A 6,692-nucleotide genomic window follows, 5' to 3' on the forward strand; every position below is an offset into this window, starting at 1 on the left:
GGGTCTTATGGAGGATACCTATCTTTACTCATAGCAAAAATAGCTCCTTGGTATGTGGATGGTGTGATTGATAATTCGGGTGTTTGTTTGCCATTTTTGCCGCATATTTTAGGAAGAGATATGGATCAAGCGGAATTTGTCTTTGAAGGAGATAATCATAGGATTTATCCTTTTGTGCAAAAATATTGGACACGTAATGTGGATTCATTCTTTTATTTTAGTGATGAAAACTATTTAGTAAGAGTGATTTTAAATTTAAGTCATCTTAAAATTCAAGCGAGCTATAACACCAAGATAGTTTTTGTAAGCTATCATAGTCAAAGAGATCAAGGTGCCCCTGCTGAAAATAAAATTCAACTTTATGAGATTTATAAAATTTTGGGTTATGATGCCACTTTACATATAATAAAAGATGAAAGTGATATAGACGGAAGATTTATAAAAAGTTTAGAACATGGCATGAGAATAACAGATAAAGCTTTATTTAGAAAAGAACTTCCTTTAATGCTTGAGAAATTACAAGGAAGAAATTCTTTAATGCAAGAAAATTCTATCTCTTATCCTTGCAGGGATAAGATATTTGTATTTAAGGATGTAAGAAACAGTTTTAAACTTCAGATTATTTGAATTTTATTTTTTAAAAATACAGAAAGTTTATCTAAGATTAAAATAAAACATTAAGAAATTATTTTTCAAAGTCGATAATTTTAATAAAGCTTTTGATTTTGCTAAAATCAATTTTTAAACTCATTGCATTAAAAGTAATCCCTGTGCCAAAGCTAGCCATAAAGATTTGTTTTAAATCCCCCCCCCCGCTAGCTGTTTTTATTATCTTTTGATTATAGTTTGCTAAATCTAAAGCTAGCTTGTTGATGGTTGTATCACCATAATTTTCTAGAGTTTCATCTTGTTTGATTTCTTTAAAGCCTAAAAGTTCTAAAAGTTTAGTCTTTATAAAATTATTAGAACTTTGAAGAAAAAACTCGTCTATTTTATTTTTTTCTAATTTAAAATTATTGAAAAAATCATTAAAGAAAATAGGAAAATTTTTATTTAAATGAGAGAATGTTAGATTTCTATCCATATCGATAAAGTCATTTGCTTCTTTAAAACATTTTACAGGAAAGGTTTCTTCTGTGGAGAAATCAGAAAAGATTTCTTGCGAGAATAAAGCTTTTTCTTTTGTGTTAGATTTTTCAATTAAAATTGCACTAGCACTATCACTATTGCTAAGATACGTGACTTTATTATTTTTTGATATTTTTTTACTTTTTACGCTTACACAAACTAAAGCAACTTTTTTAATATCTTTATTATCTAAAAGTAAAAAAGATTGGGATAAACCTTGTAAAAAACCTGAACAAAAAGCGATATTATCATAACATAATGTTTTTTCATTAAGATTTAAATTTTTATGAATTAAACTTGAAAGCGCTGGGGCTAAAAAATCTGGCGTAAAACTACAAACTAAAAGCACATCCAGCTCGTTTTTTGAAAGTAATTTTTCTTTAAAAAGTTTTTCTAGTGCTTTACTAGCTAAATCGCTTGCAAAAATATTTTCAGGACATACGAAATGATTTTTTATACCGGTATTTTGTTGTAAAATTTTATATTTACTTTCACTTAAATTGCATTGTTTTAATTCTTCATTTAAAGAGTGAGAATTTTTTGGTAAAACAACACTAATGGCTTTGATTGTATGTGAGTTAAGTTTTAGTTTCATTTTTTATTCTTTATTTTAATTTTTTTATTTAAAGAATAATAGCGTATCTTGGCTTAATATTTTAAGGAGAATTAGGTTGCAATTTCGAAAATTTTAAGGACATAAAATGACAGCGTATTTACATATAGGAACTACAAATACAGGAATCCAAGAAAAATAAGGCTTCTTGATGCAAAACGAAGAAAAGCTTTTGCAAAAAGGTTATATTTACCCAAAAAGTCTTAGGGTGGCAAATAGACACTGGGCTTTAGTGGATATGGTTTTAGAGTTGGTTCAAAAAGAAGATATTTTAAAAAAAAGAGAGTGTTTTAAGCCATATCACAAATGAAAGGCTTCTTAGAATTATAGAAAATTTTAAAACTGAGAGTTTTTTACATAAAAATAAAAAATTTATTTTTTCAGCTGAGGGTATAGTTTGGGATTTTTCCAGTAAAAAACATGTAGAAATTTTAGAAAAGATTATGAGAGAGTTAAGGCTTTACTCAAATTTATATTATTGTATATTTTAGAGATACTTTGGGTTATTTAAACTCATATTGTTCTCAAGATCATAAAAACAATATGGGGTATTATTCTGCTGATTTTGCCCCACAAGATCATCCTAGAAAATATATTTTTGACTATGAGTGGATTTGTAAAACTCATGCTGAGGTATTTGGAGAAGAAAATTTGATAGTAAGACTTCTAAGGGAGGATTATGTAGGAGGGACTTTGCTTAAAGATTTTGTTTATCATTTAGGACTTGAGTGGGATGAGAGTTTTGTTTTAAAATAAACCAAAAATGAAAGTTTTAATCTTTTAGGAATGGAACTTATGTCAAGATTAAACCAAAAAGATTTAAAGCAGGATAATCTTAATTCTTTGCTTTTTATGGCAAGGAGAAAATTTGAAGGCAGTAAAGAAAAAAGATTAAAATTTGCAGTGCAAAAAGATATTGCCAAGGCTTATGTGGATTATTTTGCTTCTTCGTTTGAATGGGTAAAAAACAAATATTTCCCGCATAAAAATTCTCTTTTTACTCCTGTGAATTGGGAAGAATACGAACAAAATTATACTTTAACTCATATATTAAGTAAAGATTGGGATGATGTGGTAGATTTTATAGCACAAGTTATTGTTTCTAAGAATGAAATTATTAACTCCTTAAAAGAGCAGCTAGAATTTACAAAGAAAGATTAGTCTTTCATTGCAGTTTCAAGCATTTTTTTGATATTTTCAAAACTTTCAAAATTTTCAGGCGTGATAAATTCCGCTTTTAAGGGTTTTTTATAAAATTTTTCTATTTCAGCAACTAAAGCCATGATATCAATACTATCTATAATATCTTCACTGACTAAATTTTGCATACTCTCATCGATATCAGCTCTATCTATATTGATGAAAAATTGTTTGATTTCTTGCATTTTTATTCCTTTGTGATTTTTAAAATGGTATTATCGCTTAAATTTAAAATTAAATCAAGTTCATTGATCTCATAAAACAAAATTTCTTTTTCCTCTCCTAAGATTTTCAATTTAGCCTTAGGCACTCCGCTTAAAGCGCCACAGTCCATAGCTCTTAAAAAGCGAGAAATTTTTTCTTTATCCCAAGTAAGATCTAAATAACCCTCATTTGGCAAAGCCAATTTTTTGTGATACCCCCCCCTAAAGTTTGAATTTTAAAGATCTTATTTTCTAAATTCTTTAAAGCTTCTTTAAATGAAGCTATAGCAAGTTTGTGTTGGGCATCTAAAAGACTTAAGGCGGTAAAATTATCATCAAGCTTTATTTCTTTTTGAGTTAAAATCGCACCCGTATCGATACTTTCTTCAACTATGTGCCAAGTAATGCCTGTTTTTTTATCATTTTCCCATATGCTCCAAATTCTTGCATTACATCCTTTATGAAAAGGCAATAAAGCATTATGATAATTTATAATGGTATTATTTTGCACACATTCTTTTTTGAAAATATAAGAATTATTTGCACTAATAATAAGGCAGTTTTTAAGATTTTTACAAAAATCATCTAAATTTTTTAAATTTTTTAAAAAAATCACTTCTTGATTAAAAAAATCACTAGCTATTTTTTGACATTCTTTGACGACTTTTCCTGTACCTATGATATAAATGTGTGAGTAAGTCATTAGAAATTCCTATAAAATTTTAAATTAATATGATTAAAGCAAAAACCCGCCCTTTTATAAAAATTAATGGCTTTTTGATTTTTTTCTTCTACAAAAAGTTTAAAGAATTTATTTTGAGTATTGGCTGCAAAATAATGATTTAGTAAAGCAAAAGCCACATTTTTATGCTTTAAATTTCTATCTACAGCTATAAAATCTAAAAAATTAGCATTGAGAGTTTGAGTGTAGATCAAAGCAGCGTGAATTTTTTTATTTTCTTTATAAACAAGTATATTGGGTATTTTTTCTTCAAGATTTTTTTGTGAAAAATAAAACAAATATGGATCAAAATATTTTCTAAAAAAGCTATAAAGTTCTTTGCTATCTTCATGTAAGGCTTTGGAGATAAAGCAAAATTTACTCGGTTTTATCTCTTTGTTAAGCACCATTTGTTTGTGATTGAGTATTTTTTTAAAATGATTAAGTTTTAAAAATTCATCATGTAAAGCATCCTTAGGGGCTTTGCTTAAGATTTTTATATAACATGCTTTTAAATCATAATCTTGCAAATCATTGATAAAATAATACAATAAACCATCTATGCGATTAAAAAAGAAAAAATTATTATTTTCATGTTTTTCTAAGATGAGTTCTTGTTTTAAAATTTGCTCTTGAATTAGATTAAAATTATCATAACAATTGCTTAATTTAAACCCTTCATAAAAAGCTTTTTCAAATGAGTTCATGTAAGGCTTTCCTATCAACTTTACCATTTTGATTGAGTTTAAATTTGTCAATTTTAATAAAATTTTTTGGGATCATATAGGAAGGTAATTTATCTTTTAAAAAAGCTTTAAAATTAATCTCATCTTTGCTTTCATAAAAACAAATAATATCTTCTTTAAAAATACAAGCACTATTTTTTACACTTGCATGAGAATTTATCACGCTTTCTATTTCTCCAAGTTCTATTCTATGTCCCATATATTTGATCTGATTATCCGCTCTACCATAACATAAAAGCTCTTCAAATTCATTATAAGAAACGATATCTCCTGTTTTGTACAAAAGATCTAAATAATTATCATGCAAAGGATTTTGAATAAAAGCTTGTTTGGTTTTTTCTTTGTCATTATAATACCCTAAAGACAAAGAAGTTCCACGCACGAAAAGCTCTCCTTTAACACCTATTTGTTTAGGGCTTATGAAATTCATATTTTCATCAAAAACTAAAAGTTCTGTGTTTTTACATGCTTTACCTATAGGTAGAAGTTCTTCATCTTTAAAAGTGCGATTTATGATATAAAAAGAACACACATCAGTGATTTCTGTTGGACCATAAAGGTTAGCAAATAAAGCATTGGGTAAGTGTTTACGCCAAATATTTAGCTGTTTATTAGGCATGATTTCACCGCAAAAAAGTATCTTTTTTAAGGTATTTAAACTAAAATTATTCAAAGCTTCAGTATTTGCAAAATAAATCAGCACCGAAGGTACCCAAAATATAGCGCTTACTTTTTCTTTTTCAAGGCATTCTAAAATTTTATTTGGGAAGGCAAAAAGATGATTAGGTAAAAGGTGTAAAGTTGCTCCTGATTTTACACTTGAAAAAATATCTAAAACACTATTGTCAAAATAAAATGGCGCTTGATTGGCTAAAATTTCATTCTCGTCAAATTTAAAAGTCTCACATACCCAAAAAGTATAATCAATCACACTCTTATGTGCTATGCTTACTCCTTTAGGAATGCCTGTACTCCCACTTGTAAAAAGCACATAGAGTAAATTAGTATCTATGTGTTTTTCTTTTGCATTTTTTATTGCACTCTCATCTATATTAAAACTTTCAAAGTCTTGTGTATAAAGTGTAGGCAAATCTAAGTTAAAATTTAAATCCTTTGAAGTGATAAAAAGTTTAGGTTTTAAAACCTCTATAACTTTTTCTACTCTTTCTTTAGGACTTTTCTCATCTAAAAGGGTATAAAAATTTCCACTTAATGCCACTCCAAAAAATGAAATCAAACAATCAATCCCTTTAGGCAAGATGATTAAAACAGGAGCTTGAGTAGGATTATCATTTCCTAAAGTTTTTAAAATTTCACTGGCTAGTTTTTTAGAAAAAAGATTAAAGTCTTTATAAGTGATTTCTTTTCTTTGCTTAGCAAAAGGTTCTACAAAAGCAGTTTTTTCGCTAAATTTGATTAAACTTTTTTCTAAAAAATCGTAGATATGAGTTGCCATGATTTGCCTTTTTAGTTTTTTGTAATATAATATCGATAAATTAATAAAAAAGGCCTTTATATGCTTATAAACCAAACCTTTGAAATCGATTCTTGTGATGATGTAGAATTAGGCATTAAAAGAACCAGTAAGCTTGAATATCGCATCAGTTATGATGATGAAAAAGATATCAAAGCTATAGTTTTTATCATAAGAGGTTATGGAGCTAATGCAAATATATATTTTTTAGATTCTTATAGAAATTATATTGCTAAAAATTTTGATGTAGTGACAGTAAATGTTTTTTATCATTGTTTTTGTCAAAGGCGTTCGGATGTTGAGAAATATAGTGCTTTTACAATATTTACAATAGAAGATTTGCCAAATTTATCTCAGGCTTTATTGGAAATAGGTGTTAATATCAATGTCAATCTTGAGAATGCACAACAATGTTATGAATTACTTAATCAGAATATTACTACTTTAAAATTACAAGGAAAACTAGTACAAAATTATCAAGCGAAATTTACTTCAACTTTTATCCCACCTAATGGAGATTATCAAAATTTTGGTATTATGGCAGCTATTGATCATATTAATGCTTTAAAAGATTTAGTTAAACGCTTTCCAAAATTTGCAGATTTAC

Annotated in this window: 6 protein-coding genes and 2 pseudogenes; 3 read left to right on the top strand and 5 right to left on the bottom strand. The window is 27.4% G+C overall.

Annotated elements, in window-relative coordinates:
• Positions 1 to 627, top strand: a 627-nt coding sequence (locus ELQ07_RS08025; protein WP_243833568.1) for a DUF2920 family protein, incomplete at its 5' end; no start/stop codon positions are given.
• A 58-nt stretch (positions 628 to 685) separates the two neighbouring features.
• Here ELQ07_RS08025 and ELQ07_RS08030 read toward each other — a convergent pair.
• Positions 686 to 1,723, bottom strand: coding sequence for a 3-oxoacyl-ACP synthase (locus tag ELQ07_RS08030; protein WP_134224977.1), 1,038 nt, complete (start codon positions 1,721 to 1,723; stop codon positions 686 to 688).
• Between the two features lie 166 nt (positions 1,724 to 1,889).
• Here ELQ07_RS08030 and ELQ07_RS08035 point away from each other — a divergent pair.
• A pseudogene (locus ELQ07_RS08035) lies at positions 1,890 to 2,902 on the top strand (acyl carrier protein).
• On the opposite strand, the gene ELQ07_RS08040 reads toward ELQ07_RS08035, so the two are convergent.
• The 4 genes and pseudogenes from ELQ07_RS08040 to ELQ07_RS08055 form a co-directional block, all read right to left on the bottom strand.
• A complete protein-coding gene (locus ELQ07_RS08040) occupies positions 2,899 to 3,126 on the bottom strand; it encodes an acyl carrier protein (protein ID WP_070248722.1) in 228 nt (75 codons plus the stop codon). The pseudogene ELQ07_RS08035 and the gene ELQ07_RS08040 sit on opposite strands and share 4 nt — an antisense overlap.
• Positions 3,127 to 3,128: 2 nt before the next feature.
• Positions 3,129 to 3,847 (bottom strand): annotated as a pseudogene (locus ELQ07_RS08045) (formyltransferase family protein).
• The gene (locus ELQ07_RS08050) at positions 3,847 to 4,572 is read right to left on the bottom strand and encodes a GNAT family N-acetyltransferase (RefSeq protein ID WP_070248726.1); all 726 of its coding nucleotides are present in this window, start codon (positions 4,570 to 4,572) and stop codon (positions 3,847 to 3,849) included. The pseudogene ELQ07_RS08045 and the gene ELQ07_RS08050 overlap by 1 nt, the downstream one beginning before the upstream one ends.
• A complete protein-coding gene (locus ELQ07_RS08055; protein WP_134224978.1) occupies positions 4,559 to 6,067 on the bottom strand; it encodes an AMP-binding protein in 1,509 nt (502 codons plus the stop codon). The genes ELQ07_RS08050 and ELQ07_RS08055 overlap by 14 nt, the downstream gene beginning before the upstream one ends.
• Before the next feature lie 60 nt (positions 6,068 to 6,127).
• Here ELQ07_RS08055 and ELQ07_RS08060 point away from each other — a divergent pair.
• Positions 6,128 to 6,692, top strand: a 565-nt coding sequence (locus tag ELQ07_RS08060; RefSeq protein ID WP_134224979.1) for a DUF2920 family protein, incomplete at its 3' end; no start/stop codon positions are given.

Origin of the sequence: Campylobacter sp. US55 (assembly GCF_004378955.1) — a bacterium.
Lineage (GTDB): Bacteria > Campylobacterota > Campylobacteria > Campylobacterales > Campylobacteraceae > Campylobacter_D > Campylobacter_D jejuni.